This window comes from Ruegeria sp. AD11(2025), from assembly GCF_056542405.1.
In genome coordinates this window covers 60,515-86,332 of record NZ_JBQFZU010000009.1, presented here as the reverse complement: position 1 = coordinate 86,332, position 25,818 = coordinate 60,515, and the positions used below count along the sequence as shown (strand labels likewise).

Below are 25,818 nucleotides of genomic sequence, written 5' to 3'. Positions count from 1 at the left end.
TGTGCATTCACCAGCCGCCGTAGTTCCAGCGCAAACAACTGCTGCGAGGCAAGTTATGGTGGGCAAAAACCTCACAACCCCTGCCCCGGTTTCACGTCCTTCAACTCCATCGCCTTGGCCGGGTCGCGCATCATCTGACCGACGATGTCCTGACGCTTGATGTCCTGACGGTGGCGCAGCGTCAGAACAATCGCGCCGATCATGGCCACCAGCAGGATCAGGCCCGCAAGCTGGAACAGAAGGAAGTATTGATCGTAAAAGATGACACCCAACGCCTCAGTGTTGTGGCGGTCTGCCGGGACCGGTTGCGCCAAATTGGCCGCCGCGCCCTGCGCGCTGTCCCATGCACCAAAGGCCATGACGAATTGCATCAGGATGACCAGACCGATCAGCAGGGCCAGCGGCATATAGCGCGCCATCTCGGCCTTGAGCTCGGCAAAGTCCACATCCAGCATCATCACGACGAACAAGAACAGCACCGCGACCGCGCCCACGTAGACGATGATCAGCAGCATCGCCACGAACTCGGCCCCCAGCAGCACGAAAAGCCCCGCCGAGGACAGGAAGGACAGGATCAGCCACAGCACCGAGTGCACCGGCTGGCGGCTGATCACCGTGAACAGCCCGCCGGTGATGGCGCTGATGGCAAACAGATAGAAGGCAAAGACGGTCATTGATCCTCATCCTCGTTATCGCCCATGACTTCCTGCGCCAGGTCCAGCGCGCGGGTCATGGCCGGGATGCCGGCAAAGACCGACATCTGACCGATCGTTTCCACGATCTCTTGTTTCTTTGCGCCAGCTTCCAGCGCGTGGCGCACGGTCTGACGAACAGCCGAGTCCGCCTGTGCGCCCTGACAGGTCAGCCCGGCAAGTGTCAGCAGCAGGCGGGTTTTGGCATCCAGACCGTCTTTGTTGACGGTGTTGCCGAACATCATTTCCATGACCTCTTTGGGCATGGTCGGCCACAGCGCCTCGAACCCCTTGGGCGAGAAATTCTCCATCGCCGGGTTCATCGCCTTGGCCATGTCCTGAGCCTGCTTCATCATCAGCTCGAACGGATTTGTCGGGCTGTCACTCATCTGTACGGCGCATCCATTTCCAAATTTCGGGCGATTTCGGCTTCCCAGCGTTCGCCGTTATCGAGCAGCTTCTGCTTGTCGTAGAACAGCTCTTCGCGGGTTTCCGTGGCGAACTCGAAATTCGGACCTTCGACGATGGCATCGACCGGGCAGGCCTCTTGGCAGAAACCGCAATAGATGCACTTGGTCATGTCGATGTCATAGCGTGTGGTGCGGCGGCTGCCGTCCTCACGAGGTTCGGCGTCGATGGTGATGGCCTGCGCCGGGCAGATCGCCTCGCACAGTTTGCAGGCGATGCAGCGTTCCTCGCCATTCGGGTAACGGCGCAGGGCGTGCTCACCCCTGAAACGTGGCGACAGAGGGCCCTTCTCATGCGGATAGTTGATGGTGGCTTTGGGGGCGAAGAAATACTTCATTCCCAGTTTGAAGCCGACCCAGAAGTCCTGCAGAAGAAAGTACTTGGCGGCGCGGGTATAGTCGATTTGCGTCATGATCAGCCTCCTACGCTCCACCGGGCGAAGATACCCCAGAACCATTCGAATTTCGCTGCAAAGGCCACGAACACTACCCAGGCCAGCGAGAACGGCAGGAACACTTTCCAACCCAGCCGCATCAACTGGTCATAGCGGTAGCGGGGCGTGATTGCCTTGACCATCGAGAAAATGAAGAAGAAGAACGCCATCTTGCCCACCATCCACAGAACACCGTCGGGCAGACCCGGGATCGGCGACAGCCAGCCGCCGAAGAACAGCAGCGTGGTCAGCGCACACATCAGGAAGATCGCGATATATTCACCGGCCATGAACAGCAGGAACATCGTGGCCGAGTATTCCACCTGATACCCGGCCACCAGTTCCGATTCCGCCTCGGGCAGGTCGAAGGGCGGGCGGTTGGTTTCGGCGAGTGCCGAGATGAAAAACAGGAAGACCATCGGGAAATGCGGCAGCCAGTACCAGCCAAAGAAGCCATAGCCGGTATCCTGCGCGCCCACGATGGAGCCGAAATTCATTGATCCGGTTGAGATGATCACACCGATGATGATCAATCCAATGGACACTTCGTATGAGATCATTTGCGCCGCAGACCGCAGAGACCCAAGGAACGGGTACTTTGAGTTCGACGCCCAACCGCCCATAATCACGCCATAAACCTCAAGCGAGGACACGGCAAAAACATACAGAACCGCCACGTTTAGGTCTGACAAAACCCAGCCATCGTTGAACGGGATCACCGCCCAGGCGATCAGCGACAGAACAAAGCTTGTCATCGGGGCCAGAATAAAGACGGCGCGATCTGCCCCGGCGGGGATCACGACCTCTTTCACGACGTATTTCAGCGCGTCGGCTACCGATTGCAAAATGCCATAGACGCCAACCACGTTGGGTCCGCGGCGCATCTGAACTGCCGCCCAGATCTTGCGGTCGCCATAAACAAGGAACAACAGCGAGATCATCACAAAGGCAACGACTGCAAGCACTTGCGCCAGAATGATGATGGCTATTCCGCCTGGGGTGTTAAAGAAATCAGCCATTGGTCCTCACACCGTGGGTATTCCGTTTTCCGCGAGCGATGCAAAGGCCATGTGCCTGCGCAAACTGCGGCTGGGTCGGCGCGTTGGTGTAAACAGCATATGCCGCCATTGCGCCACCCTTAATCTTGGGTTTCACACACAAATCAGGCGCGGCGTACTGCCACCCGGCATTCGCATTTGCCTGTGATATGAAACAGCTTTGGTTCATTCCGCTGCGATCTTCTCGGATTTGCGAGCCTGTGCCTGCGCCGACAGTTCGGCCATAAGCTGTGAAGCCCGTGCAATCGGGTTAGTCAGGTAGAAATCCCTGATCACATTGCGGAAGGTTGCCTTGCCCAGAGGGCCTGCATCCAGCGTTTGAACTTCGTTCTCTATCACCTCGTCGATGCGGGCCAGATGCGGAACCGCCTCGATCAGTGTGGTGCGCAGTTGCGCCAGCGAATCGAAGGGCAGCGTCGCGCCCAGTTCAGCCGAAAGAGCGCGTAGAATGGCCCAGTTTTCCTTGGCTTCACCCGGAGCAAACCCTGCGCGCATCGCCAGTTGCGGGCGGCCTTCAGTGTTCACGAACAGGCCGTTTTCTTCGGTATAGGCCGCTCCCGGCAGGATCACGTCGGCGCGGTGAGCGCCCCGGTCACCATGGCTGCCCTGATAGATCACAAAGGCACCCTCGCCGATTTCGACCTCATCCGCGCCGAGGTTGTAGATGACATCCGCCGCGCCGACCGCATCCATACTACCTTCGTTTGTGGCATCCACATCCATCGCACCGACGCGCGAAGCAGCGGTGTGCAGAACGATCAGACCGCTTTCAGTGTTGGTTGCAATGGTTTGCGCGGCAGCCAGAACGGCCGCACCGTCCGCCTCTTGCAACGCGCCCTGCCCAATGATGACCAGCGAGCGTTTGCCCTTGATCTCATCATCGCCGCCCATGTCGACGACTTTCTGCAGTGCTGCGCGATCGTCACCCATGTGATGGTATTCATAGGTCAGATCGACCGACGGACCGACCAGAGCGATCTCGGCACCGTGTGTCCAAGCCTTGCGGATGCGGGCGTTCAGAACCGGTGCTTCGTCACGCGGGTTGGTTCCGATCAACAGGATACGCTCGGCGCCATCGATGTCCTCAATTGCTGCGGTCCCGGCATAAGCACCTCGATTGCCAGCTGGCAGTTTGGCGCCGTCGGTGCGGCATTCCACAACACCGCCTTGCCCTTCGATCATCTGCTTCAGCGCAAACGCAGCCTCGACCGGGGCCAGATCGCCCACGATCCCGGCAGGCTTCTCAGCCCCTTTCAGCGCCTCGGCCGCTTTGGTCAATGCCTCGGGCCACGAAGCAGGGCGCAACTTGCCGCTTTCACGGATGTAGGGCTTGTCCAGACGCTGACGACGCAGGCCATCCCAGACAAATCGGGTCTTGTCGCTGATCCACTCTTCGTTCACGCCATCATGGTTGCGCGGTAGGAAGCGCATCACTTCACGCCCCTTGGTATCGACGCGGATGTTTGAACCCAGAGCGTCCATCACGTCGATGCTCTCGGTCTTGGTCAACTCCCACGGGCGCGCGGTAAAAGAGTAAGGCTTCGACGTCAGCGCCCCAACCGGACACAAGTCGATAATGTTGCCCTGCATGTTCGAGTCGAGCGTCTGGTTCAGATACGAGGTGATCTCGGCATCTTCACCGCGCCCGGTCTGGCCCATCTGTGCGATCCCGGCAACCTCGGTGGTAAAGCGCACACAACGGGTACAGCTGATGCATCGGGTCATCGCAGTGCCGACCAGCGGCCCCAGATCCAGATCATCCACCGCGCGCTTGGCTTCCTTGAAACGGGTGCCCGACAGACCATAGGCCATCGCCTGATCCTGCAGGTCACACTCACCACCCTGATCGCAGATCGGGCAATCCAGCGGGTGGTTGATGAGCAGGAACTCCATCACCCCTTCGCGGGCCTTTTTGACCATGGGCGAGTTCGTCTTGACCTCGGGTGCCTGACCTTCCGGCCCCGGACGCAAGTCGCGCACCTGCATCGCGCAGGAGGCGGCCGGTTTCGGTGGGCCGCCCACGACCTCAACCAGACACATCCGGCAGTTCCCGGCAATCGACAGACGTTCATGATAGCAGAAGCGCGGCACTTCGACCCCGGCCTCTTCACAAGCCTGGATCAGAGTCATCGCACCATCGACTTCGATTTCCTGCCCGTCGATGTTTACTTTGCGGAGGTCAGACATGGTCTAGTTCGCCCTCAAATACACGCCAATGGCGCTGTTTCTTTCGATTTCCTTCCGCCCCAGCGTGCAGAAAGAATTCGGATTTTCATACGTGACGCCGTTCTGGGCCAGATACGCTTCGCCCTTGGCGCGCATCCTGTCCTTTTCGGCGTCGGAATCCACATAGGCGCGGATTTCATCGTCCGAGTACCCCAGATTGTTTGCTTTGGACTTCAGCCCCCACATCACACCTATCGCTTTCAGACGTCGCCCGCTGATCGATGGGCAATATTCCGAAATTTCGTTTGCAATGGCGATGTAGTAGAGTTCGTTGTCGATCTCTTTGACTTCGCGCAAGGGCGGCTTTGCCTCGGCAAGGGTCGGCAGGGTCAGCACAGACAAAAACACGAGAGTTTTCATACCAGACATAACAACTCCTTTCGTCTTGGGAGACCCAAGACGAACGGCACGCGGGGCGCTATGCAATAACACCCGCCGCATCATGGCCTGATATGCAAGAACACGCATCATGGTCTTTGACAGGTTCCTGCAAATGTCAGTTTGTCATCGCTGATGCGCAGGTTCTGCGGCTCGGTATCCGGACCAACCTTCCATACGATTTTCGAAGAACCAAACTGCTTGATGCAGAATTTGGTTCCCTCAAACCGACCTGCCTCCCGTGCACCGTCCAACGAGGCAGAGACTCCGTTGACGACAACCGTAAAGTCAGCTGGTGAAACTTTCTTGTCGACGGGCTTTGCTTTGGCCCGGAATGCGTGACCGTCAAACAGGACCTGATTCTCGGAAGGCGAGACGATTCCGCAAGCCGATACCGCCGCTAGCGCGACAACTGCACTCAGCATGAAGCCGTGGTTCTTAACTTGTCTTAGCCCGAACATCAGATGTTTCCCCAACCCCACCATCAGAACGCCGCCACCAGCGCCATGAGGCCGGTGATAAACATGCAGGCCCAGCCAACGACATAAAGAACCGATCGTAAACCACTGTGAGGATTGCCGATTCCACGGATATGTACGAACAGCATTGACAGACGTGCCAACAGTGCAACCGAGGCGAGCAGGTTCACCCAAAACGGGCTTACCCCCATCAGGATCGCCGCAGCTGTAACCGCCACATACGCGGGCAGCGTCTCGGTTCCGTTCAGATATGCGCGGTTCAGCCGATACGCCTTGTCGGAATAGTCCTGTTCCGGCGTCGCCCCTGGGGCCAGCCCCTTGCCCTGTTTGGCCAAGGCGGAAAACGGGGCCAAAAACAGCACGACGAGGGTGAAAACCATTACCGAGGCGACTGCATGACCGTATTGTGCGAAAGTCTCCATCTGGCTCACTCCGCCGCCATGGCGCCCATGCGACCCGACTTCTGTGCCTTTATGCGATCCTCGATCTCTTCGCGGAAATTGCGGATCAGGCCCTGTATAGGCCAGGCCGCTGCGTCTCCAAGGGCACAGATCGTGTGGCCTTCGACCTGCTTGGTCACGTCGAACAGCATGTCGATCTCTTCCAGTTCGGCCTCGCCGCGCACCAGACGGTCCATGACGCGCATCATCCAGCCGGTGCCTTCGCGGCACGGCGTGCACTGACCGCAGCTTTCGTGCTTGTAGAACTTCGACAGACGCCAGATCGCCTTGATAATATCGGTGGACTTGTCCATCACGATCACGGCCGCAGTCCCCAGCCCCGAGCCCAGATCGTTGCGCAGATGGTCAAAATCCATGATCGCATCGCGCATGTTCTCACCGCGCACGCAGGGCACTGACGATCCGCCCGGGATCACGGCCAGTAGATTATCCCAGCCGCCGCGGATTCCGCCGCAATGGGTCTCGATCAACTGTTCGAAGGGGATCGACATCGCCTCTTCGACGACGCAGGGGTTGTTCACGTGCCCCGAGATCGCAAAAAGCTTGGTGCCCGCGTTGTTCTGACGGCCAAAGCCTGCAAACCAGTCGGCACCCCGGCGCAGGATCGTCGGCACAACAGCAATGGATTCGACGTTGTTCACCGTGGTCGGGCAACCATACAGCCCCGCGCCCGCCGGGAACGGAGGTTTCATCCGCGGCATGCCCTTCTTGCCCTCAAGGCTTTCGATCAGGGCGGTTTCTTCACCGCAAATATAGGCGCCGGCCCCATGATGCAGGAACAGATCGAAATCCCATCCCGAACCGGCCGCGTTCTTGCCCAGTAGGCCCGCGTCATAGGCCTCATCAATCGCGGCCTGCAGGGCTTCACGCTCACGGATGTATTCGCCGCGCAGATAGATGTAGCAGGTATGCGCATTCATCGCGAAAGAGGCGATCAGGCAGCCTTCGATCAGCGTGTGGGGATCATGGCGCATGATCTCACGGTCTTTACAGGTGCCGGGCTCGGACTCGTCCGCGTTCACCACCAGATAGGCCGGACGGCCGTCGCTTTCCTTGGGCATGAACGACCATTTCAGACCGGTCGGAAAGCCCGCGCCACCGCGGCCGCGCAGACCTGAGTCCTTCATCGTCTGGATGATCCAGTCACGGCCCTTTTCGATCAGGCCAGCAGTGCCGTCCCAATGCCCCCGGGCCTGCGCGCCTTTGAGCGTGCGCTCATGCATCCCGTAGATGTTGGTAAAGATCCGGTCCTGATCCTTCAGCATCGTGTGTTACCTTCAGCTGTCCTGACGCATGCGCCAGAGTTGAAAAATGTTGACGCCCGCATAGATAAAACCTGCCAGAGCGGCGAGATCGAACAGAAGCGCATGGCGCGTTGTCAGTCCCAATGCGGGGCCGATGAACATGTTCATGGCAAGCCAGATCACCATCGTCACAGCGATGACGATGCCGATATGTCGGCCCTTGCGGGCTATGGCTTGTTCCTTATCCTTGTCCATCTCACCCAAGGCGCCCCGGATGGGCACCGTCGTTTAGTCTTCGTAAGTGCCGTCTTCCTTGGCACGTTTGGCGAATTCGGTTTCCTCACCCGCCGCAAGCTTGGACGCCTGTTCGATCCAGCCATCGCGTTCGATCCGGCCCTTGAATTTCAGACGCGCATCTACCCAAGCGACATGTTCCGGCGTCCAGGCTGCGATCTGATCGTAGTGGTAGAAACCCAGTTCGTTCAGCGTTTCTTCCAGCTTCGGACCCACGCCTTTCAAAAGCTTGAGGTCATCCGCCCTGCCATCCCGCGCTGTGGTCAGCGTCTCGGGTTGATCTTCCTTGGCCTCTTCCGGTTTGGGCTTGGCTTTCGCCTCCTGCGCCTGTTTCACAGCCGGTTTCGGCGTTTCGGGCGCTTTCGGAGGTTTCTCCGACGCCGAGGCATCCGCCTGCTTGCCATCCTTGCCCAGCCAAGGGGTCAGGATCGGGACCTCGGTCCCGTCAATCCGCTTGACCGTGTCGCTCAGATCCGTCGCCAGTTCGACGCTTGCGTTGTACTGAGGTTTCCCGGCCCCGTACTCGGCCAGACTGCTCAGGCCCTTCAGCGGTTCCGCCGCATAGCGCCCGTTCTGCGGGCCCGGAGTCGGCACTTTGCCTGCCACAAGATCATCGATGATCTTGCCAAAGCTCTCAGCAGTCAGGTCTTCGTAGTAATCCTTACCGATCTGAGCCATCGGAGCGTTGGTGCAGGAGCCAAGGCATTCCACCTCTTCCCAACTCAGCTTGCCATCGGCGGACAGCTCATGCGGCTTGGCGGTGATCTTTTCCTTGCAGACCGCGATCAGATCCTCGGCCCCGCAGATCATGCACGACGTCGTGCCGCAGACCTGAATATGCGCGACAGAGCCAACCGGTTGCAGTTGGAACATGAAGTAGAAGGACGCAACCTCGAGCACACGGATATAGGCCATGCCCAACATGTCGGCCACGGATTCGATCGCCGGGCGGCTCAGCCATCCCTCCTGCTCCTGCGCGCGCCACAGCAGAGGGATAACCGCACTGGCCTGACGGCCCTCGGGGTATTTGGTGATTTGCGCTTCTGCCCACTGCCGGTTGGCCGCGGTGAAGGCGAAATTTTCGGGTTGTTCGGGGTGAAGACGGCGGAGCATTAAGCACATTCCCCATTTTCTGCCATTCCAAGTTTCCACGACTCGGGATCATTTGAATTATTGGACGAAATAACTTCGGCCTCCACGAGGTCGAAAATGGCCCACACAAATGGCTCTTGTCCGGCGGAACAGTTCTCTACGCCCGATCCCGCCAGCAGTTTGGGATACGCCATGCAGTTTCTAGATGAGCTTAGTTTACTCAACACATAGTTCGCAGCACGTGTCTCGAAGGTTTCGTAGCGCTCATAAACCTCAGGAAACTTTTCGAATGGATCGCAATCGGTAGCCAACCAGCAATTGGATGCTTCCCGCACTACGTCAGACGAAAAAAAGTTGCAGAGATCGCTCAAAGGCGCAGCGGAAGCTGAGTGTGTTATTGGTAGGAGCGCCAACGCAGAAGCGAGTAACTTAGTCACCGATCAATCTCCCCAAACACAACGTCCATGGTGCCGATGATGGCGGCGACGTCGGCCAGTTGGTGTCCTCCGGCGACGTGGTCCATGGCTTGCAGGTGCAGGAAACCGGGCGCACGCAGCTTGGCGCGGTACGGCTTGTTGGTGCCGTCGGCGACGAGATAGACGCCGAACTCGCCCTTGGGCGCTTCGACGGCGGCATAGACTTCGCCTGCGGGGACGTGGAAGCCTTCGGTGTAAAGTTTGAAGTGATGGATCAGGCTCTCCATCGAGGTCTTCATGTCGGACCGTTTCGGCGGCGTGATCTTGCCTCGGGCCAGAACATCACCGGGGCAATCGCGGATTTTTGCAATGGCCTGACGGATGATCAGCAGGGACTGGCGCATCTCTTCCATGCGGACAAGGTAGCGGTCATAGCAGTCGCCGTTTTTGCCAACGGGGATCTGGAATTCGAACTCGTCATAGCATTCATAGGGCTGCGCACGGCGCAGGTCCCATGCAAGGCCCGATCCGCGCACCATCACACCAGAGAAGCCGTATTTCTGGATGTCATCCTCGGTCACAACACCAATATCGGCGTTACGCTGTTTGAAGATGCGGTTTTCGGTCAGCAAACCATCAATGTCGTCCAAAACGGTGGGAAATTCGTGGCTCCACGCCTCGATATCGTCCAGCAGTTCCGGCGGCAGGTCCTGATGCACACCACCAGGGCGGAAATAAGCGGCGTGCAGACGGGCACCACAGGCGCGCTCATAGAACACCATCAGCTTTTCACGCTCTTCAAAGCCCCACAGCGGCGGGGTAAGCGCACCTACGTCCATCGCCTGTGTGGTCACGTTCAGCAAGTGGTTCAGGATGCGCCCGATTTCTGAGTACAGAACCCGGATCAGCGAGCCACGACGCGGGACCTCGACCCCGGTCAGCTTTTCAATGGCCAGACACCAGGCATGTTCCTGGTTCATTGGTGCCACGTAATCCAGACGGTCAAAATACGGCAGATTCTGCAGATACGTCCGGCTTTCCATCAGTTTTTCGGTGCCACGGTGCAGCAGGCCGATATGCGGATCACAGCGTTCGACAATTTCACCGTCCAGCTCAAGCACTAGACGCAAAACTCCGTGCGCCGCGGGGTGTTGCGGACCGAAGTTAATGTTAAAGTTGCGGATCTTCTGTTCTCCGCTCAGCGCGTCCGTGCTGCCGTCATCGTATCTTGAGCCGTCCATCAACGCCCTCGTTTCTTCTTCGCTTCGGCCCGAACCCGGACCTTTTCCGCCTCGGCCGCCTTAACTGCGGCCCCCGCCAGCAGGACCCCCAGCGCGCCCAACGCGATCAGTTCCCCCAGCAGCATCATCTCAGCGGCGCTCCAGTTCCTGTAATTTCAGCCCAACCCACCAAAGCAACGCAATCGTGCCGAATGGGATCAGACAAAGAAGGCACCAGTATTTGTTGATCCCGAAAAACGGCAAAATCTTCACCATCGGGATGATGGTCAGTGCCGAAAGGATCAACCACCAGATGCCACCCATTATTCACTCTCCTGTTTCTCGTCCCCCGGCAGAATGTAATTCGCGCCTTCCCATGGGGACATGAAATCGAATTGCCGGTATTCCTGCACCAGACTGACGGGCTCGTAGACCACGCGCTTCTGCGCCTCGTCATAGCGCACTTCGGTGTAACCGGTGGTCGGGAAATCCTTGCGCAGCGGATGGCCTCGGAAACCATAGTCGGTCAGGATGCGCCGCAGGTCCGGGTGGCCCGAGAACAGGATGCCGAACATGTCGAACACCTCACGCTCGAACCAGTTGGCCGAGGGGTGAACGTCCACGATCGAGGGCACCATGTCTTCCTCGCGGATCGACACCCGCAGGCGGATACGCTGGTTCTGGTACATTGACAGGAAGTGGTAAACCACGTCGAACCGCTTGGCCCGTTCGGGATAGTCCACACCGGTGATGTCAACGAGGGTCGAGAACTTGCAGTTCTGGTCAGACCGCAGGAATTCGACAAACTCCAAAATGTTCGACGGAGCTACATCGACGTTCAACTCGCCATGGGTCACGTCCCAGGACAGAACGCAATCGGCTCGCTTCAGCTCAAGCTGTGCGCCGAGTTCTTTGAGTGCTTCGCTCATCAGCTCTCTCCTCAGCGTACGATGGTGCCGGTGCGGCGGATTTTGCGTTGCAGCTGCATCAGGCCGTACAGCAACGCCTCAGCCGTCGGAGGGCAACCGGGCACATAGATGTCCACCGGAACAACCCGGTCACAGCCGCGAACAACAGAATAGGAATAGTGGTAATAGCCACCGCCATTCGCGCAGGATCCCATCGAGATCACATAGCGCGGCTCGGGCATCTGGTCGTAAACCTTACGCAGCGCAGGGGCCATCTTGTTGGTCAGGGTTCCAGCCACGATCATCACGTCCGACTGACGCGGCGAGGCGCGCGGGGCAATGCCAAACCGTTCCGCATCATAACGCGGCATCGAGGTGTGCATCATCTCAACCGCACAGCAGGCCAGACCGAATGTCATCCAGTGCAGCGAGCCGGTGCGCGCCCAGTTGATAATATCCTCGGTTGAGGTCAGCAGAAACCCTTTGTCCTGCAGTTCGGCATTCAGGGCCTGGGTGGCGACTTCCTTGTCGACGCCAGCGGTGTTTGCACCCGTCATCACTCCCATTCCAGGGCCCCTTTCTTCCATTCATAGGCAAAGCCGACAGTCAGCACCGCCAGGAACACCATCATGGACCAGAAACCCACATCGCTGATATCCTTGAAGCCGACGGCCCACGGGAACAGGAAGGCGATTTCCAGATCAAAGATGATGAAGAGAATCGAAACCAGATAGAATCGGACGTCGAATTTCATCCGCGCATCATCGAAGGCGTTGAAACCGCACTCATATGCGCTGACCTTTTCAGGGTCGGGATTGCGGACGGCCAGTACCACAGCAGCTAGAATCAGTACGATTCCAAGGCCCACGGCAACGGCCAGAAACACCAGAATCGGGAGGTACTCCCGCAGCAGGTCTTCCACGAATAGCTCCTTTCCTGCGCATACCCCCCAGGGACGCGCCGTCAATTGGCGTGTTGACTGGACATTCTCTATCCGCGCGGGGTCAGAGGGTCAACCGAACACAAACGCGCAGGGGCTTAATATTCCACTTGCTTCCACAAATGGAAAACCTGGCATTTTCGCGAATCTGATTTCGCGCTGACAGGTGCTAAACATGACTGTTCCATGCAGGTTTTCTCTTTTCAAAGAAGGCGTTGATGCCTTCACGCGCCTCGTCGGTTTCCCACCGCTCGACCAGAGACCGGATGGTCTGGTCAATCACGGTGTCGTCAATGCGCGGGCCCAGCGTTTGCACAAGATCCTTGGCCGAGGCCACGGCCCCCGGCGCGCAGGACAGGTAGGGTTGGATTTCGGTCTCAATTGCTTCGTCCAGATTTGCGACAGGAACAGCTTTGGCCAACAGGCCAAGATCCACGGCCTCTGCCGCGTCGAACACCCGGGCCGACATGAACACGCGCCGCGCCCGGGCCGCACCCATGCGGGCGATAACATAGGGGCCAATGGTTGCCGGGATCAGACCCAGCCGGGTTTCAGTCAGCGCCATCTTCACGCCATCCACACCAACGGCCACATCGCAAACCGCGGTCAGTCCGACACCACCACCAAAAGCGTTGCCCTGAAGCGCTCCGATCAGCGGTTTGGGCATCGTGTTCAACGCCTGCAGCATTTCGGCCAGCTTGCGCGCTTCGGCGAACCGGGTTTCGGGGTCGGCGGCCATCTGGTCCTGCATCCAGCCGAGGTCGCCACCGGCACAAAAGCTTTTACCCGCGCCGGTCAGAACCACGACCCGAACCGTGTCATCCGTCCCCAACTGCGCCGCCGCCTGCGTCAGCTCGGAAATCATCTCCGCCGACATTGCATTGTGCTTTTCCGGACGGTCGAGCGTCAGAGTCGCCACACCGCGCGCGTCCTGCGTAACCGAGATCGTTTCGAACATCGCCCCTCACTCCGCTAGCATTGCTCGGGCTATCTGGGCGGCCTCTTCGACAATCGCCTGATCAATCCCAGTCTCATATCCAAGCCGCTCCAGATGCGCGACAACGGCTTCGGTTGCAACATTGCCGGAAGCGCCGGGTGCATAGGGACAACCGCCTAACCCACCAACAGCCGCGTCGAATGTCCGGACGCCCAGCGCCAGCGCCGCGTCGATATTGTCGATGGCACGGCCGTTGGTGTCATGGAAATGGCCTGCCAACCGGGTCACCGGCATTCGCTCTCGCACTGCCAGCAACATATGCGCGACAGTGTCAGGCGTTCCCTGCCCGATCGTGTCACCCAAGGAAACCTCATAGCAGCCCAGTGCAAACAGACGGTCCGCAACCTCGGCCACCTTCTCGGGTGGGGTCGGGCCATCATAAGGGCAGTCGGTCACGCACGAGACATAGCCCCGCACCGGCAGATCAATGTGACGCGCAGCTTCAAGGATCGGAGTGAACCGTTCAATGGATTCCTCGATCGTGGCGTTGATGTTGGCCTTCGAAAACCCCTCGGAGGCCGCAGCAAACACCGCGATCTCATCCGCCTTGGCCGCCAGAGCGTCCTCATAACCGCGCATGTTTGGTGTCAGCGCGGCGAAACGCACCCCGTCCGGCCTTTCGATTTCGGCCAGCACCTCTGCGCTGCCCGCCATCTGCGGCACCCATTTAGGTGAGACAAAACTGGCCACTTCGATCCGGTTGAACCCGGCGCGGCTGAGACAGTCGATCAGCGCAACCTTCTCGTTCACAGGAATTTCACGCTGTTCATTTTGCAGGCCATCCCGTGGACCTACCTCGAAAATCTCGACCCGCTCATCCATTGCAGCGCTCCTCCCGGTTTAGTTTTCAACATGTTGACCCGACTGTGCCACGCGATGCGTCACAGGAACAGGCTACTCCTCTTCCAACCGGACCAGGGCAGCTCCGGCCTCAACCTGCGCACCGTCTTCGGCAAGAACTTCGGCCACGATACCGTCACGGGCGGCAAGCAGCGAATGCTCCATCTTCATTGCCTCCAGAATGGCCAGCCGATCCCCCTCTTTCACCACCTGCCCGACCGAGGCAAACACTGCCTTCACCAATCCGGGCATGGGAGCTTCAATCACATTTGTATCACCGGCGGCGCTGGTATCCCGATCCAGAGGGTCGACGAAATCGAAGGCCTGCCCATAGTTTTCAAACACGGTGATCCGTGACCCCGACACCGCAACACGCGGCATAGGCGCACCACCGATCGACCATCCCTGACCGCTACGTTCTGCGATGAGGGTTTCTGCGCCAACTTGCCAGATCTGCCGGTTTGGACCTTCGACCTGCACATCCAGATCAATCAACTCGTCGGCCATCAACTGAACAGCACGATGCAAAGGTGCCCACAGAGAGAACCCGGTCTCATCAGAGGTCTCACCCAGACCCAGCGCGGTCAAGGCGGCGGCCACGCACGTCGCGGCAGAGGCAGGCCCATCCTGTGTCAGCGCTTCCAGATCCCGACCGATCAGGCCGGTATCCACGTCGCCCGCCGCAAATCCCTGATGTCGGGTCAGCGCGCCAAGAAAGGCCAGATTAGTGACCGTACCCGCCACTTCTGTCTGCTGCAGGGCGCGGTGAAGCTGCTCCAACGCAACTGCGCGGGTTGGCCCGTGTACGGTGACCTTTGCAATCATCGGGTCATACCACGGGCTGATCGTGTCGCCCGTGCGCACACCGCTGTCGGCGCGGCAAGCAGACGGGAACTGCAGATGCGTCAGAGTGCCGGTTGCAGGTAAGAACCCTTTGGGCACGTCTTCGGCATACAGCCGGGCTTCGAACGCGTGGCCATTAATCGACAAGTCGCCCTGCCGCTTGGGCAGAGCCTCACCTGAGGCAACCCGCAATTGCCATTCGACCAGATCGACGCCGGTAATTGCCTCGGTCACCGGATGTTCCACCTGCAGGCGTGTGTTCATCTCCATGAACCAGAACCGATCCGGGCGCAGCCCGTCCGACGCGTCGACGATGAACTCAACCGTCCCCGCACCCTTGTAGCCAATTGCCTCAGCCGCGCGGACGCCCGCCTGCCCCATGGCCTCCCGCATCTCAGGCGTCATGCCAGGGGCCGGGGCTTCCTCGATCACCTTCTGGTGCCGACGCTGCAGCGAACAATCCCGTTCGAACAGATGCACCGCGTGGGTGCCATCGCCAAACACCTGCACCTCGATATGACGGGGTTTGGCGACGAATTTCTCGACCAGAACAGCGTCATTACCAAAGGCGGTGCGGGCTTCGCTGCGAGCACTGTCCAAAGCTGAGGCGAATTCAATTGGGCGTTCGACCAGACGCATCCCCTTGCCGCCGCCACCGGCCACGGCCTTGATCAGAACCGGATAGCCGATGGTGTCAGCGGCACCTGCCAGATGCTCGGGGTCCTGATTGTCGCCGTGGTAGCCGGGGACAACAGGCACACCTGCCTGTTCCATCAGCACCTTGGCGGCGTCCTTGAGGCCCATTTTGCGGATCGCATCCGCCGAAGGCCCGATGAAGGTCAGGCCCGCAGCTTCGACCGCATCCACGAAATCAGGGTTCTCGGAGAGAAAGCCGTAGCCCGGGTGAATCGCCTGCGCGCCCGTCTCCAGCGCCGCCTGAATGATCACGTCGCCCTTGAGGTAACTTTCTGCTGGGGCCGCACCGCCAATATGGACCGACTCATCCGCCATATGCACATGCTTTGCCGAGGCATCAGCGTCTGAAAATACAGCAACGCAGGCGACTCCCATCTTCTGAGCCGTTGCCATAACCCGGCAGGCAATTTCGCCACGGTTGGCAATCAGGATTTTGTTAAACATCTCTTACCCCTCAACCGCCAGGTCTTCGATTAGGTGGAACCGTTCGCACAACAGTTCCATCTCTGGATCGAAACCACCATTACGCTCAAAGTACCGGCGATGATCTTCGCGCCATCCCTCAAGCGTTTCATTCTCACCCTCGGCCAACGCGAAATCCTCGGTCATATCGCAGAAGCGACAGATCGAAACATCGACGGTCTCGATCACCAAAGCAGGGCTTCCATCCCACTCCAAAGCGATGTCGCGGCGCCCAACAACCGGTGTTTCGGGGCTGCCATCTGGATAGTCCCTCAGCGCGCCACAGGTTGCCGTTTTCCGGCCTGCTCGCACCAGTGAAAGCAACTCGGCACTCATATTTGCGCTGTCGCCAAATTTGAAAGTTTGTGCGCCGGGATACCGGGTCAATACATCTTGCATTGTCATGTTCATCACATCCTGAACACGCCGAAACGTGTCTCTTCGATCGGGGCGTTCAGCGCGGCATTCAGCGACAGCGCGAGCACATCGCGGCTTTTGCGCGGGTCGATGATGCCGTCATCCCAAAGGCGGGCCGAGGCATAAAGCGGGTGCGATTGCTCCTCGAACATCTCAAGCGTCGGGCGCTTGAATTCGGCTTCTTCCTCGGCCGACCACGATCCGCCCTGCCGTTCGATCCCGTCGCGCTTGACGGTGGCCAGAACGCCGGCGGCTTGCTCTCCTCCCATCACGGAAATGCGCGAGTTCGGCCAAGTCCACAGGAACCGCGGCTGATAGGCACGACCGGCCATGCCATAGTTGCCAGCCCCAAAGGACCCGCCGACCAGCATGGTAACTTTCGGCACGTTCGTCGTCGCAACAGCGGTCACCATCTTCGCTCCATGCCGCGCGATACCCTCGTTTTCGTACTTGCGACCGACCATGAAGCCGGTGATGTTCTGCAGGAAGACCAGCGGGATTTTGCGCTGCGAACACAGCTCAACGAAATGCGCGCCCTTCTGCGCGGCCTCGGAAAACAGCACACCGTTGTTGGCGATGATGCCAACCGGACAGCCTTTCACATGGGCAAACCCGGTCACCAGTGTCTCACCGAACCGAGGCTTGAATTCATCAAACCGAGAGCCATCGACCAGACGCGCGATCACTTCGCGGATATCATACGGCGTGCGCAAATCGGCGGGAACGACACCGAGGATTTCTTCGGGATCGTAGGCGGGGTCTTCGGGGCTGGCCCAGTCCACGGTCTGCGGTTTGCACCGGTTCAACGATCCAACCGCCCGCCGTGCAAGGGCCAGCGCGTGGGCGTCGTCCTCGGCCAGATAGTCCGCCACACCTGACAGACGAGTGTGTACATCGCCGCCACCCAAGTCCTCGGCGCTGACAACCTCTCCCGTCGCGGCCTTGACCAGAGGCGGCCCGGCCAGAAAGATCGTGCCCTGTTCCTTCACGATAATGGTCACGTCGGACATTGCGGGGACATAGGCCCCTCCCGCCGTGCACGAGCCCATCACCACGGCAATCTGAGCGATCCCCTTCGCGCTCATCCGCGCTTGGTTATAAAAGATGCGGCCAAAGTGGTCGCGGTCGGGGAACACTTCATCCTGATTGGGCAGGTTCGCGCCGCCACTATCGACTAGGTAGATGCAAGGCAAATGGTTTTCCTCGGCAATCTCCTGCGCCCGCAGGTGTTTCTTAACCGTCATCGGGTAATAGGTGCCGCCCTTCACGGTGGCGTCGTTGCAGACCACCATGACCCCGCGCCCTTGCACCCGGCCAATGCCGGCGATGACCCCGGCACAAGGCGCAGCATCGCCATACATCCCATGCGCCGCTGTCGCGCCGATTTCGAGGAACGGAGACCCCGGATCGAGCAAGTTCGCCACTCGGCGACGCGGCAGCATCTTGCCCCGCGATTCATGCCGCGCGCGAGATTTCTCGCCTCCGCCCATGCGGGCCGCTTCGGCGGCGTTCGAGATTTGCGCCAGCGCGTCGAGATGGGCCGCGCGGTTTGCTTTGAAGCCCTCGGAGGCGGGCATGGCTTTGGATGTGAGTTTCATTATTTGTTTTCCTCAACCATCAGAAAACCAGCCGAAAAAAGCAGCATCATTTTTCCTCCAACAACGTCTTTAACCAAATCACCCTTTGGCTCGTTCGCTCCAAGCGGCAGCTTGCACCAAGGAGTTTTGCACCTGATCCGCCTCTCCACTGAAGATATTCCACCAAGCAATCAGCATCCCGAGCCTCTTCCCAGCGGTTTTGTGCTTCGGTCAAGCTCGGCGCTCTCAGAGGCAGAGACGAAACGCTGTCAGCGTCTCCATCATCAAGCGCTCTGTAATGGCTAAGTAGGTCTGCGGCACTTTCGTCCACCAGCGCGTCCCAAACAGCTGTTTCAGCTTCGGCGCAAAAGTACATTCCAAGGGTGCTTTGTCCCCAAGAAATGTCTTCATCCATGCAATCGCCTGAAAAAGTGCTAACACAGTCGGAAAGGTTTGTTGGCTTAGCGACACTTTCTACACACGCACGAACTTGAGTGTCCATGTAGGCTTGGTCCACAATAGTTTGACCATGCTCATCTTGTACTTGATAGTTTTGAGCTCCAACGTCTTGGGGCAGCACTAATGTGATGGCCAAAACAGTGCTTAGAGCGAGCAAATCAAAGCTCTGCAGCTTGCTCAGCATTGCTTGCTTTCCTTCCCTGCCAGCGCCTTCAGCTCCTTGCGGATCACTTTCCCTGTCACCGTCATCGGCAGTTCCTCCAAAAAAGCCACCTCACGCGGATAGGAATACTGCGCCAAACGGTCTTTGACCCAGTCCTGCAATTCCTGCCCCGTGGCTTCGGCCCCCGGCTTCAGCACCACATAGGCCTTCACAATCTCGGTCCTCAGCGGATCGGGTTTGCCGACTACGCCGACCGTCGCCACCGCAGGGTGGGTCAGCAGGCAATCCTCGATCTCGGCCGGGCCGATGCGGTAGCCGGCCGAGGTAATCACGTCATCATCTCGCCCGACAAAACGCAGGTAGTCGCCCTCCCAAACGCCTCGGTCGCCGGTGATCAGCCAGTCGCCGCGGAACTTCTCCCCCGTCACCTTAGGCCGATTCCAGTATTCCAACAGCATCGAGGCCGATCCGCGCCGGATGGCTACGTCGCCCTCCTCATCGGTCGGGTGGCCAGTCTCGTCGATCACCGCCACCTCATGCCCCGGTACAGGCTTTCCAATGCAGCCCGGGCGCACCGGGAAATCCTCGGCGCAGGAGGACACGACCATGTTGCATTCGGTCTGGCCGTAAAACTCGTTGATCGTCAGGCCAAACGCCTTTTGCCCCCAGGCCAGCATTTCAGCGCCCAATGGTTCACCGCCAGATGCAACGGAACGCAGGCCGGGGATGCTCTGATCCGCTGCCTTCAGCATCCGCAGGGCGGTCGGTGGAAAGAACACGTTCCGCACCTCACCGCGCGCGATCACGTCGGCGCAGGCTTCAGGCGTGAATTTTTCAAGTCGCGCCGCAACCACCGGGATGCCCAGCGCCAGCCCGGGCATCAGCACGTCGAACAGGCCGCCGATCCAGGCCCAGTCGGCAGGCGTCCACAGGCAATCACCGTCACGCAAATGGTTATGGCTGATCGAAACACCCGGCAGGTGACCGGTCAGAACCCGATGTCCGTGCAGCGCCCCCTTCGCGGTGCCGGTAGTGCCCGAGGTATAGATCAACACCGCCGGGTCCTCGGGGCCGGTATCAGCAAAGGGCAGCGGATCATCGGACGGCGCGATCTGATCAACGCGCACCGAGCGCGCCAGATCACCCAGCAACCCTGCGCCGTCTTCATCTGTCAGCACCAGCTTCGCCCCGGCGTCCCCAACCCGAGAGGCCAGTGCGTCATGCTTGAACAGCTTGAACAGCGGCACCGAAATCGCGCCGATCTTCCAGATCGCCAGATGGGCCGCCGCACACCACGGCGACTGGCTGAGCAGCACTCCCACACGGTCACCGGGTTGAACCTGCTTCAGCAACGCCCGCGCAATTCCGTCGGTCATACGCCCGAGCTGACCGTAAGAGATGGCATCATGCCCCCCCGCGGTCAGATCGATAATGGCTATGCTGCCGGTGGGGCGCGAAAGACACTGTCGCGCCATGTTAAGCCGGGCAGGAATGTTCCAGCCCCCCACGTCCCGCATACCCGGTATGCATTTATTGGGACGCATACGCAAAACCCCTTGTTTTCATGACAGTCTCAGGTCGAACGCACGCTTTCGAACTCGCGGGAACTTGATGCAGATCAGAGTTTACCTTGCCCCTGTTCGGCAAAACCGTCCCATCATCAAATTCAAAGGCCTTAAAATGATCAAAACACTCGCCGCTTTGACACTTTCCACTGCGCTTGTCGCGCTTGCCGCCCCTGCAATGGCCCAGAACCAAGGTGACTGGACCGTCGGTGTTGGTATTGGCTACCTCGACCCGAAATCCGACAACGGTACTCTGGCTGGCTTCGATGCCGAAGTGGATTCGGACACCCGCCCGATCTTTACCGCTGAATACTTCGTCCGCGACAACCTTGGTATCGAACTGCTGGCCGCGACCCCGTTCAGCCACACTGTTACCCTGGGTGGCAGCGTTGATGCAGGTTCGGTCAAGCACCTGCCGCCCACCCTGTCGCTGAACTACCACTTCCCAACCAACAGCGCCTGGAAACCCTATGTCGGCGCCGGTATCAACTATACCATCTTCTTCGACGAGAAATCGGCTCTGGGTGATCTGGAACTGGACAACTCGGTCGGTGTCGCGCTGCAGGCCGGTCTGGACTACATGGTCACCGATAACGGTGCTGTACGACTGAACGTCCGCTGGTTCGACATCGACTCGGACGTCAAACTGAACGGCGCCGATATCGGCACCGCCGAAATCGATCCTTGGCTGGTCGGCGTATCCTACGTACATCGCTTCTGATCCTTTGAAAGAACGCCCCGCTGTTCCCTCGACTGCGGGGCGTTTTTCTGTCACAGCACTTCGCTCATCAATTCCCGCCCGATCAGCATCCGGCGGATTTCGCTGGTCCCCGCACCGATCTCCATCAGCTTGGCATCACGGAAAATTCGGCTGACCGCCGAATCCGACAGGAACCCGGCCCCACCCATCGCCTGCACCGCCTGATGCGCCTGCACCATCGCCTGTTCCGAGGCGTAAAGACAGCAAGCCGCCGCGTCCTGACGAGTCACGTCCCCCCGGTCACAGGCCTTGGCAACCTCATACACATAAGCCCGCGCGGAATTCATCGCGGTGTACATGTCGGCGATCTTGCCCTGCATCAGTTGAAAGTTGCCGATGGGTTTGCCGAACTGCTTGCGCTCAGCCAGATAGGGCATGATCTCGTCCAGACAGGCCGCCATGATGCCCGTCCCGATCCCGGCCAGAACCACGCGCTCATAGTCCAAACCGGACATCAGTACCGCGACGCCCTTACCCTCTTCACCCAGAACGTTTTCGAACGGCACTTCGACGTCTTCGAAAATCAGCTCGGCCGTGTTCGACCCGCGCATCCCCAGCTTGTCGAAATGGGGCGAGGTCGAAAATCCCTTCATCTCTTTTTCGATCAGAAAAGCCGTGATCCCCTTTGAGCCCGCCTCCGGGTCTGTCTTGGCATAGACAACCAGAGTGTCCGCATCCGGCCCGTTGGTGATCCAGTACTTGCTGCCGTTCAGCCGAAAATGTTCGTTGCGCTTTTCCGCGCGCAGTTTCATCGAAACCACATCAGATCCAGCCGAGGCCTCGGACATCGCCAATGCGCCCACATGCTCGCCTGAGATCAGACGCGGCAGATACTTCGCCTTCTGTTCGTCGGTTCCATTCAGCTTGATCTGGTTGACGCACAGATTCGAATGCGCCCCGTAAGACAGCGAAACCGAGGCCGAGGCCCGCGCCACCTCCTCCACTGCGACGGTATGGGCCAGGTACGACATCCCCGCCCCTCCGTATTCCTCGGGCACCGTGATCCCAAGCATCCCGAGATCGCCCATCTCTTTCCACAACTCGTTGGGAAAAGCGTTGGACTTGTCGACTTCAGCCGCGATCGGCTTGACCCGATCCTGCGCCCAGCGGTGCACCATCTCGCGCAGGGCATTCACGTCTTCGCCCAGATCAAATTGCATTGTGGCCGAGAACATACGCGATCTCCTCCTTCGCATAAATGAACACATGTTCAATAAACTGATAACAGCCGGATTGCATCTGGTCAACGACCCTGATCGGCACGATCCCCCAAAAACACAGACAGCCGCCCCAAAGGGCGGCTGTCAAAAAGAGCGTGCACCGCAGGTGCACTCAATTGGATCAGGATTGATAGACCGCGCCAACCTCGGATCGGATGATACGCGCGATCAAACGGCAATCCTCCAGCGAAAAGGTCAGAGGCACACGCATATCCATGATACCGGCCAGAATGCGATCACTGGTGGGCAAAGGCGTGCTGTCCGCGTAACGCCAACTGTCATAGCGGGAGGTAAACCCGGTCGGCTCCGCGCCGCCAAACCACTTGAGCTCCACCCCGCGCGCGGCACAGCGCCGGATTACCTCGGCAATGCGCTCCGGCGACCAGTCGAGCAACAGGAACTGGATCGACGACCCGACATAGGTCTCCTCCTCAGGGCGCTCGACGATGGTCAGACCCGGCGTTCCGCGCAGCCCCGCCGCAATCTCATCGTAGCGTTCGTTCCAACGCTGCACCTGCCGGTCCAGATCGCGCAGTTGCGGGCGCAGAATGGCGGCGCGCAGGTTGTCCATACGGCCGGATACGTTCGGCGTTGTGTATTTGATCCGCTCGAACACCTCGGGTCCCGGCGCAGCAAGGTGGCGTTCATAAAGCATATAGGACCCCGACAGCATCGTCGCCTTGGCTGCCAGTTCTTCGTCATCGGTGATCAGCAGCCCGCCTTCACCAGAATTGACATGCTTGTAGGTCTGACAGGAATAGCACCCGATCGCCCCCTGCCGCCCCGAAAGCTGCCCGCGCCACGCCGCGCCCATCGTGTGGGCGCAATCCTCGATCACGATAACGCCTGCCGCATCGCACATCTGCATCAGCCGATCCATGTCGCACAAGTGCCCGCGCATATGGCTGAGCATCAGGACCTTCGCCTGATCAAGCTTTGCCTCAAGGTCATCCAGATCAATGGTCAGGCCCTCAGTCACCCCCACAAAAATCGGCCGCGCCCCGACCGAGGCAATCGCCCCCGGCACCGGAGCCAGCGTAAAGGCATTGGTAAGAACCGGATCGTCCGGCTGCACTCCTACCGCACGCAGCGCCGTCGCCAATGCATAGCCGCCGGAGGACACCGCCAGACAGTATTTCGCCCCCATCTGCGCCGCGAATTCCTGCTCCAGCAACGCAGTTTCGCCCAGCTCTCCGGGGACAACGTTGTAACGGTGCAGGCGCCCGTGGCGCAGGACGGCCATCGCGGCCTCGATCGCCTTTTCGGGGATGGGTTCCTGCTGGGTGAAGCTGCCAGTGAATGTCTCGGTCATGGGTTTGTTCTGATGCTGTACGTGTCGCAGGTCAAGAGATCACGCCGCCGCACCGATCAGCCCTTCGACCACCGAATGCAGATCGTCGAAGTGATGTAGCAAAGCCTCGGGTTCGAGTGCAGCCATGTCATCACCAGACGGGCCGAACGTGACCAGAACCGACGGCACACCGGCGGCTCGGGCCGTATTGCGGTCAGTATCTGAATCTCCGATCAGCACACACAGATCTGGATGCCCGCCTGCCCGGCGCGCAGCCTCGCGCAGAGGTTCCGGGTCCGGTTTGCGCACTGGCAACGTGTCCGCGCCGACAAGAGAGGCAAAGGTATCCCGTACGCCCATCTGGGTCAGCAATTGATGCGCCAATGCCTCTGGCTTGTTGGTGCAGATGCCCACGCCGTAACCGGCAGACCGCAAAACCTCGACCGCTTCCAGTGCGCCGGGATAGAACTGTGTGTGAGTGTCGATGGCCCGCGAATACGCCTCGAGCAGCGTTGGGTAATAGGCGTGAACCATATCCTCGTCATAAGCACCGACACGCTTGAGCCCATGCGTCAGCATCATCCGCCCGCCCCGCAATGCAACCGCTGCGTCCTGTCCGTGCACCAGCACATCCCCGTGCCCCATCTCGCGAAAACAGTGGTTCGCTGCGGCCAGCAGATCGCCGGACGTATCGGCCAGGGTTCCGTCCAGATCGAAGATAACGGTGCGCATTGTGCCTCCTGTTTCGGCGGTTTTTTGCCGTGTAGTATTGCAAACGGCAATCTTGTTTGATGGCTGAACCGCTTGCGCCTTTGACCCCAGCGGATAAAACGGAAGGCAACAAAACACAAAGAGAAATCATTTTCATGAGTACTGCCCTTGTCATCCTTGCCGCCGGAAAAGGTACCAGGATGAAATCGGATCTTCCTAAAGTTCTACATCCAATCGCCCAGACTCCCTTGCTGGTCCACGCCATGCGCGCCGGGGCAATTTTGTCACCCGAGCGCACCGTGATTGTCGCAGGGCACGACTCCGAAGCCGTGGCCAAGGTTGCTACAGCCGAGGACGACACTGCCCAGATCACGGTTCAAGAAGAGCAATTGGGCACTGCCCATGCCGTTGCCCAAGCGCGCCCCGCACTAGAAGGGTTCTCGGGCGATGTCGTTGTCCTGTACGGAGACACTCCGTTTCTGAGACCCGACACACTAGAACGCATGGTTGCAGCGCGGGCGGAAAACGATCTGGTTATTCTGGGATTCGAGGCTGCCGATCCCGGGCGCTATGGCCGCCTGGTGATGAAAGGGCAAAGTCTGGAGAGGATCGTCGAATTCAGGGACGCATCTGACGAAGAACGTGCGATAACCTTTTGTAACTCGGGACTATTGGCTTGTGACGCGCAGACGTTGTTCGACCTGATCGAAGCAGTGGGCAACGACAATGTCGCGGGTGAATTCTATCTGACCGACGTTGTCGAAATAGCCCGTGAGCGTGGGCTGAAGGTTACGGCCGTTGCCTGTAGCGAAGCACAGACGCTGGGTGTGAACTCTCGCGCCGATCTGGCCGCGGCGGATGCCGTGTTTCAATCCAATGCGCGCGCCGAACTACTGGACCTCGGTGTAACTCTGATGGCTCCGGAAACTGTCTATCTGGCCGCCGATACGATCATTGGCAGAGATGCGGTTATTGAGCCAAACGTAGTTTTCGGCCCCGGCGTAACTGTCGAAAGCGGCGCGACAATCCGTGCGTTTTCGCATCTCGAAGGCTGCCATGTCAGCCGTGGAGCCATCATAGGTCCCTTTGCCCGCCTACGCCCGGGTACAGAACTGGCTGAAAACACCCGCATCGGCAATTTCGTTGAAATCAAGAATTCTGAAATCGCTGAAGGTACCAAAGTCAATCATCTTAGTTACATCGGAGACGCCACGGTGGGGGCAACCTCGAATATTGGCGCGGGCACGATAACGTGTAACTACGACGGAGTTTTGAAGCATCGCACGACGATAGGTGAGAATGTCTTTATCGGATCGAACACCATGCTCGTGGCGCCTGTAACGCTGGGCAATGGTGCAATGACCGCCGCAGGTACTGTGGTAGCCCGGGATGTTGAACCCGACGCTCTGGCCGTGGCCCGTGCTCGGCAAGACAACAAACCCGGCTACGCTCGCAAAATATTTGATATGTTAAAGGCGAAGAAGGCTCGTCGCGATAAAGGAGTTTGA

General features: G+C 59.1%; 30 protein-coding genes. 2 read left to right on the top strand and 28 right to left on the bottom strand.

The annotated features are described in order from the left end of the window. Positions 1–71 precede the first annotated feature (71 nt). From ACR1XY_RS11035 to ACR1XY_RS10915, 25 genes are all read right to left on the bottom strand, one after another. The gene (locus ACR1XY_RS11035; RefSeq protein ID WP_480593138.1) at positions 72–674 is read right to left on the bottom strand and encodes an NADH-quinone oxidoreductase subunit J; all 603 of its coding nucleotides are present in this window, start codon (positions 672–674) and stop codon (positions 72–74) included. Next, a complete protein-coding gene (locus ACR1XY_RS11030; RefSeq protein WP_010442761.1) occupies positions 671–1,081 on the bottom strand; it encodes a carboxymuconolactone decarboxylase family protein in 411 nt (136 codons plus the stop codon). The genes ACR1XY_RS11035 and ACR1XY_RS11030 overlap by 4 nt, the downstream gene beginning before the upstream one ends. Next, positions 1,078–1,572 (bottom strand): NADH-quinone oxidoreductase subunit NuoI, encoded by a 495-nt coding sequence (gene nuoI, locus ACR1XY_RS11025; protein ID WP_480593135.1) that lies wholly within the window; start codon positions 1,570–1,572, stop codon positions 1,078–1,080. The genes ACR1XY_RS11030 and nuoI overlap by 4 nt, the downstream gene beginning before the upstream one ends. Before the next feature lie 2 nt (positions 1,573–1,574). Beyond that, on the bottom strand, positions 1,575–2,612 hold the full coding sequence (gene nuoH, locus ACR1XY_RS11020) for an NADH-quinone oxidoreductase subunit NuoH (protein ID WP_480593132.1): 1,038 nt from the start codon (positions 2,610–2,612) through the stop codon (positions 1,575–1,577). Between the two features lie 204 nt (positions 2,613–2,816). Continuing rightward, positions 2,817–4,838 carry an NADH-quinone oxidoreductase subunit NuoG gene (gene nuoG / locus ACR1XY_RS11015; RefSeq protein WP_480593129.1) on the bottom strand — a complete coding sequence of 674 codons (2,022 nt, stop codon included), beginning with the start codon at positions 4,836–4,838 and terminating at the stop codon, positions 2,817–2,819. 3 nt (positions 4,839–4,841) lie between these two features. Beyond that, on the bottom strand, positions 4,842–5,237 hold the full coding sequence (locus ACR1XY_RS11010) for a DUF5333 domain-containing protein (protein WP_480593276.1): 396 nt from the start codon (positions 5,235–5,237) through the stop codon (positions 4,842–4,844). A 107-nt stretch (positions 5,238–5,344) separates the two neighbouring features. Continuing rightward, positions 5,345–5,716, bottom strand: a complete 372-nt coding sequence (locus ACR1XY_RS11005; RefSeq protein WP_480593127.1) for a hypothetical protein — start codon at positions 5,714–5,716, stop codon at positions 5,345–5,347. A 23-nt stretch (positions 5,717–5,739) separates the two neighbouring features. Beyond that, positions 5,740–6,156: an MAPEG family protein gene (locus ACR1XY_RS11000; protein WP_480593124.1), complete on the bottom strand. Its 417-nt coding sequence runs from the start codon at positions 6,154–6,156 to the stop codon at positions 5,740–5,742. A 5-nt stretch (positions 6,157–6,161) separates the two neighbouring features. Next, positions 6,162–7,460 (bottom strand): NADH-quinone oxidoreductase subunit NuoF, encoded by a 1,299-nt coding sequence (gene nuoF, locus ACR1XY_RS10995; protein WP_321254057.1) that lies wholly within the window; start codon positions 7,458–7,460, stop codon positions 6,162–6,164. A 12-nt stretch (positions 7,461–7,472) separates the two neighbouring features. Further along, positions 7,473–7,694 carry a DUF5337 domain-containing protein gene (locus ACR1XY_RS10990; RefSeq protein ID WP_480593274.1) on the bottom strand — a complete coding sequence of 74 codons (222 nt, stop codon included), beginning with the start codon at positions 7,692–7,694 and terminating at the stop codon, positions 7,473–7,475. Between the two features lie 33 nt (positions 7,695–7,727). Beyond that, entirely contained in the window at positions 7,728–8,846 is a 1,119-nt protein-coding gene (gene nuoE, locus ACR1XY_RS10985; protein ID WP_480593122.1) for an NADH-quinone oxidoreductase subunit NuoE, read from the bottom strand. Continuing rightward, positions 8,846–9,262 (bottom strand): hypothetical protein, encoded by a 417-nt coding sequence (locus ACR1XY_RS10980; RefSeq protein WP_480593119.1) that lies wholly within the window; start codon positions 9,260–9,262, stop codon positions 8,846–8,848. The genes nuoE and ACR1XY_RS10980 overlap by 1 nt, the downstream gene beginning before the upstream one ends. Then, positions 9,259–10,482 carry an NADH-quinone oxidoreductase subunit D gene (locus tag ACR1XY_RS10975; protein ID WP_480593116.1) on the bottom strand — a complete coding sequence of 408 codons (1,224 nt, stop codon included), beginning with the start codon at positions 10,480–10,482 and terminating at the stop codon, positions 9,259–9,261. Before ACR1XY_RS10975 ends, ACR1XY_RS10980 begins: the two co-directional genes overlap by 4 nt. Next, the gene (locus ACR1XY_RS10970) at positions 10,482–10,610 is read right to left on the bottom strand and encodes a hypothetical protein (RefSeq protein ID WP_480442603.1); all 129 of its coding nucleotides are present in this window, start codon (positions 10,608–10,610) and stop codon (positions 10,482–10,484) included. Before ACR1XY_RS10970 ends, ACR1XY_RS10975 begins: the two co-directional genes overlap by 1 nt. Before the next feature lies 1 nt (position 10,611). Continuing rightward, positions 10,612–10,785, bottom strand: a complete 174-nt coding sequence (locus ACR1XY_RS10965) for a hypothetical protein (protein ID WP_170433422.1) — start codon at positions 10,783–10,785, stop codon at positions 10,612–10,614. After that, the gene (locus ACR1XY_RS10960) at positions 10,785–11,390 is read right to left on the bottom strand and encodes an NADH-quinone oxidoreductase subunit C (protein ID WP_480593114.1); all 606 of its coding nucleotides are present in this window, start codon (positions 11,388–11,390) and stop codon (positions 10,785–10,787) included. Before ACR1XY_RS10960 ends, ACR1XY_RS10965 begins: the two co-directional genes overlap by 1 nt. Before the next feature lie 11 nt (positions 11,391–11,401). Beyond that, positions 11,402–11,935 (bottom strand): NuoB/complex I 20 kDa subunit family protein, encoded by a 534-nt coding sequence (locus tag ACR1XY_RS10955; RefSeq protein WP_010442777.1) that lies wholly within the window; start codon positions 11,933–11,935, stop codon positions 11,402–11,404. Further along, a complete protein-coding gene (locus ACR1XY_RS10950; protein ID WP_480593112.1) occupies positions 11,926–12,291 on the bottom strand; it encodes an NADH-quinone oxidoreductase subunit A in 366 nt (121 codons plus the stop codon). Before ACR1XY_RS10950 ends, ACR1XY_RS10955 begins: the two co-directional genes overlap by 10 nt. A 187-nt stretch (positions 12,292–12,478) precedes the next feature. Next, the gene (locus tag ACR1XY_RS10945) at positions 12,479–13,267 is read right to left on the bottom strand and encodes a crotonase/enoyl-CoA hydratase family protein (protein ID WP_480593109.1); all 789 of its coding nucleotides are present in this window, start codon (positions 13,265–13,267) and stop codon (positions 12,479–12,481) included. 6 nt (positions 13,268–13,273) lie between these two features. Continuing rightward, positions 13,274–14,128, bottom strand: a complete 855-nt coding sequence (locus tag ACR1XY_RS10940) for a hydroxymethylglutaryl-CoA lyase (RefSeq protein ID WP_480593106.1) — start codon at positions 14,126–14,128, stop codon at positions 13,274–13,276. Between the two features lie 72 nt (positions 14,129–14,200). Beyond that, entirely contained in the window at positions 14,201–16,129 is a 1,929-nt protein-coding gene (locus ACR1XY_RS10935) for an acetyl/propionyl/methylcrotonyl-CoA carboxylase subunit alpha (RefSeq protein WP_480593103.1), read from the bottom strand. Between the two features lie 3 nt (positions 16,130–16,132). Beyond that, positions 16,133–16,558 carry an ASCH domain-containing protein gene (locus ACR1XY_RS10930; protein ID WP_480593100.1) on the bottom strand — a complete coding sequence of 142 codons (426 nt, stop codon included), beginning with the start codon at positions 16,556–16,558 and terminating at the stop codon, positions 16,133–16,135. After that, positions 16,558–18,162 carry a carboxyl transferase domain-containing protein gene (locus ACR1XY_RS10925; protein ID WP_480593097.1) on the bottom strand — a complete coding sequence of 535 codons (1,605 nt, stop codon included), beginning with the start codon at positions 18,160–18,162 and terminating at the stop codon, positions 16,558–16,560. The genes ACR1XY_RS10930 and ACR1XY_RS10925 overlap by 1 nt, the downstream gene beginning before the upstream one ends. A 46-nt stretch (positions 18,163–18,208) precedes the next feature. Then, on the bottom strand, positions 18,209–18,784 hold the full coding sequence (locus ACR1XY_RS10920; protein ID WP_480593095.1) for a lysozyme inhibitor LprI family protein: 576 nt from the start codon (positions 18,782–18,784) through the stop codon (positions 18,209–18,211). Then, entirely contained in the window at positions 18,778–20,307 is a 1,530-nt protein-coding gene (locus tag ACR1XY_RS10915) for an AMP-binding protein (protein WP_480593092.1), read from the bottom strand. The genes ACR1XY_RS10920 and ACR1XY_RS10915 overlap by 7 nt, the downstream gene beginning before the upstream one ends. Before the next feature lie 136 nt (positions 20,308–20,443). Between ACR1XY_RS10915 and ACR1XY_RS10910 the strand changes: the two genes are divergently transcribed. Then, positions 20,444–21,049 (top strand): OmpW/AlkL family protein, encoded by a 606-nt coding sequence (locus ACR1XY_RS10910; protein WP_480593090.1) that lies wholly within the window; start codon positions 20,444–20,446, stop codon positions 21,047–21,049. A 50-nt stretch (positions 21,050–21,099) separates the two neighbouring features. Here the strand turns inward: ACR1XY_RS10910 and ACR1XY_RS10905 are convergent, their stop codons facing one another. From ACR1XY_RS10905 to ACR1XY_RS10895, 3 genes are all read right to left on the bottom strand, one after another. Then, a complete protein-coding gene (locus ACR1XY_RS10905) occupies positions 21,100–22,263 on the bottom strand; it encodes an isovaleryl-CoA dehydrogenase (RefSeq protein ID WP_480593087.1) in 1,164 nt (387 codons plus the stop codon). A 166-nt stretch (positions 22,264–22,429) separates the two neighbouring features. Beyond that, positions 22,430–23,620, bottom strand: a complete 1,191-nt coding sequence (locus ACR1XY_RS10900) for a DegT/DnrJ/EryC1/StrS family aminotransferase (RefSeq protein WP_480593083.1) — start codon at positions 23,618–23,620, stop codon at positions 22,430–22,432. A gap of 39 nt (positions 23,621–23,659) precedes the next feature. After that, a complete protein-coding gene (locus ACR1XY_RS10895) occupies positions 23,660–24,331 on the bottom strand; it encodes an HAD-IA family hydrolase (RefSeq protein ID WP_480593080.1) in 672 nt (223 codons plus the stop codon). 134 nt (positions 24,332–24,465) lie between these two features. Between ACR1XY_RS10895 and glmU the strand changes: the two genes are divergently transcribed. Beyond that, positions 24,466–25,818, top strand: a complete 1,353-nt coding sequence (gene glmU / locus ACR1XY_RS10890; protein WP_480593076.1) for a bifunctional UDP-N-acetylglucosamine diphosphorylase/glucosamine-1-phosphate N-acetyltransferase GlmU — start codon at positions 24,466–24,468, stop codon at positions 25,816–25,818.

Bases quoted from the DNA above. Each gene is read 5' to 3' on its own strand.
- ACR1XY_RS11035 (WP_480593138.1), bottom strand. From the start codon at position 674: ATGACCGTCTTTGCCTTCTATCTGTTTGCCATCAGCGCCATCACCGGC.
- ACR1XY_RS11030 (WP_010442761.1), bottom strand. From the start codon at position 1,081: ATGAGTGACAGCCCGACAAATCCGTTCGAGCTGATGATGAAGCAGGCT.
- nuoI (WP_480593135.1), bottom strand. From the start codon at position 1,572: ATGACGCAAATCGACTATACCCGCGCCGCCAAGTACTTTCTTCTGCAG.
- nuoH (WP_480593132.1), bottom strand. From the start codon at position 2,612: ATGGCTGATTTCTTTAACACCCCAGGCGGAATAGCCATCATCATTCTG.
- nuoG (WP_480593129.1), bottom strand. From the start codon at position 4,838: ATGTCTGACCTCCGCAAAGTAAACATCGACGGGCAGGAAATCGAAGTC.
- ACR1XY_RS11010 (WP_480593276.1), bottom strand. From the start codon at position 5,237: ATGAAAACTCTCGTGTTTTTGTCTGTGCTGACCCTGCCGACCCTTGCC.
- ACR1XY_RS11005 (WP_480593127.1), bottom strand. From the start codon at position 5,716: ATGTTCGGGCTAAGACAAGTTAAGAACCACGGCTTCATGCTGAGTGCA.
- ACR1XY_RS11000 (WP_480593124.1), bottom strand. From the start codon at position 6,156: ATGGAGACTTTCGCACAATACGGTCATGCAGTCGCCTCGGTAATGGTT.
- nuoF (WP_321254057.1), bottom strand. From the start codon at position 7,460: ATGCTGAAGGATCAGGACCGGATCTTTACCAACATCTACGGGATGCAT.
- ACR1XY_RS10990 (WP_480593274.1), bottom strand. From the start codon at position 7,694: ATGGACAAGGATAAGGAACAAGCCATAGCCCGCAAGGGCCGACATATC.
- nuoE (WP_480593122.1), bottom strand. From the start codon at position 8,846: ATGCTCCGCCGTCTTCACCCCGAACAACCCGAAAATTTCGCCTTCACC.
- ACR1XY_RS10975 (WP_480593116.1), bottom strand. From the start codon at position 10,482: ATGGACGGCTCAAGATACGATGACGGCAGCACGGACGCGCTGAGCGGA.
- ACR1XY_RS10970 (WP_480442603.1), bottom strand. From the start codon at position 10,610: ATGATGCTGCTGGGGGAACTGATCGCGTTGGGCGCGCTGGGGGTCCTG.
- ACR1XY_RS10965 (WP_170433422.1), bottom strand. From the start codon at position 10,785: ATGGGTGGCATCTGGTGGTTGATCCTTTCGGCACTGACCATCATCCCG.
- ACR1XY_RS10960 (WP_480593114.1), bottom strand. From the start codon at position 11,390: ATGAGCGAAGCACTCAAAGAACTCGGCGCACAGCTTGAGCTGAAGCGA.
- ACR1XY_RS10955 (WP_010442777.1), bottom strand. From the start codon at position 11,935: ATGGGAGTGATGACGGGTGCAAACACCGCTGGCGTCGACAAGGAAGTC.
- ACR1XY_RS10945 (WP_480593109.1), bottom strand. From the start codon at position 13,267: ATGTTCGAAACGATCTCGGTTACGCAGGACGCGCGCGGTGTGGCGACT.
- ACR1XY_RS10940 (WP_480593106.1), bottom strand. From the start codon at position 14,128: ATGGATGAGCGGGTCGAGATTTTCGAGGTAGGTCCACGGGATGGCCTG.
- ACR1XY_RS10935 (WP_480593103.1), bottom strand. From the start codon at position 16,129: ATGTTTAACAAAATCCTGATTGCCAACCGTGGCGAAATTGCCTGCCGG.
- ACR1XY_RS10930 (WP_480593100.1), bottom strand. From the start codon at position 16,558: ATGAACATGACAATGCAAGATGTATTGACCCGGTATCCCGGCGCACAA.
- ACR1XY_RS10925 (WP_480593097.1), bottom strand. From the start codon at position 18,162: ATGAAACTCACATCCAAAGCCATGCCCGCCTCCGAGGGCTTCAAAGCA.
- ACR1XY_RS10920 (WP_480593095.1), bottom strand. From the start codon at position 18,784: ATGCTGAGCAAGCTGCAGAGCTTTGATTTGCTCGCTCTAAGCACTGTT.
- ACR1XY_RS10915 (WP_480593092.1), bottom strand. From the start codon at position 20,307: ATGCGTCCCAATAAATGCATACCGGGTATGCGGGACGTGGGGGGCTGG.
- ACR1XY_RS10910 (WP_480593090.1), top strand. From the start codon at position 20,444: ATGATCAAAACACTCGCCGCTTTGACACTTTCCACTGCGCTTGTCGCG.
- ACR1XY_RS10905 (WP_480593087.1), bottom strand. From the start codon at position 22,263: ATGTTCTCGGCCACAATGCAATTTGATCTGGGCGAAGACGTGAATGCC.
- ACR1XY_RS10900 (WP_480593083.1), bottom strand. From the start codon at position 23,620: ATGACCGAGACATTCACTGGCAGCTTCACCCAGCAGGAACCCATCCCC.
- ACR1XY_RS10895 (WP_480593080.1), bottom strand. From the start codon at position 24,331: ATGCGCACCGTTATCTTCGATCTGGACGGAACCCTGGCCGATACGTCC.
- glmU (WP_480593076.1), top strand. From the start codon at position 24,466: ATGAGTACTGCCCTTGTCATCCTTGCCGCCGGAAAAGGTACCAGGATG.